Origin of the sequence: Paraburkholderia sp. SIMBA_030, from assembly GCF_046535245.1 — a bacterium.
In the GTDB taxonomy this organism is placed as follows: domain Bacteria; phylum Pseudomonadota; class Gammaproteobacteria; order Burkholderiales; family Burkholderiaceae; genus Paraburkholderia.
In genome coordinates, this window is sequence record NZ_JAWRXB010000064.1 from 1 (window position 1) to 956 (window position 956).

General features: G+C 62.9%; 1 protein-coding gene. It reads left to right on the forward strand.

From position 1 onward, the window contains the following. The coding region (locus SB772_RS39015) for a type VI secretion system Vgr family protein (protein WP_410838391.1) at positions 1 to 956 on the forward strand (956 nt) is incomplete at both ends.

Below are 956 nucleotides of genomic sequence, written 5' to 3' on the forward strand. Positions count from 1 at the left end.
ACCCGGCTGGTGGGCACCGAAAAACTCGGCAAGCTCTACGAATATACGGTGGAGGTGATGACGGTCGAAAGCGAAACCTTTCGGGTCTGGCAGGCCAGGGAACTCGTTTCCCCCGAAGCCCTGGTCGGCAAGGAACTCGCCATATCGATCGAGTACGAGGGCAAGGGAACGTTCGTTCCTGGCTTGCCAGGCGGGTTGGGCAGCGCGAACATTGGCGCAGGCACGCGCGAGATTACTGGCCTCATTACCGGGGTGCGCTGCACGGGCGCGGACGACCGTCACGTGTATTACCAGTTGACCGTGCGCCCCTGGCTGTGGCTCGCCACGCTCAACCGTGAGAACCGCATCTTCCAGAACCAGAATGTCGTCGAGATCACGGAATCGATCCTGAAGGAAAAGCGCTATCCGTTCCGCTACGACCTGCGCCTGGCCGCACCCGGGTTCAGGGGGATTTATCCGAAGCGGGACTATATCCGCCAGTGCCGGGAATCCGATTTCCAGTTTTTGAGCAGGCTCTGGCGTGAGTGGGGACTGTACTTCTTCATGGATGGCGCGACGCTCGTGCTGTGCGACTCGCCCGGGTCGCACAAGCGCCATGGCCCGGCCTATGAAACCATTTCCTACCATGCGCCCGGTGGCAAGCGCATCGATGAGGAACACATCCACAAGCTGGCTGTTTCGCGCGAACTGACGGCCGGTGTCGTCACCCTGACCGACTATGACTATACGCGCTCGCGTGCGAACCTGGGCGCGAGCGTGGACGATGCCAGCGACATGACGTTCGCGAACGCCGAACACTATGGCTGGGGGGATTACTCACAGCCGCTGGCGAGCACGATGGGCCTCTCGGGCGATGCCAATAATGCCCGGCGGGAGGCGGAATGCCTGGCGCGCGTGCGCCTCGATGCCGAGCGATGCCGCAGCCTGCGCGCACGCGGCAAGGGCAACCTGCGGGG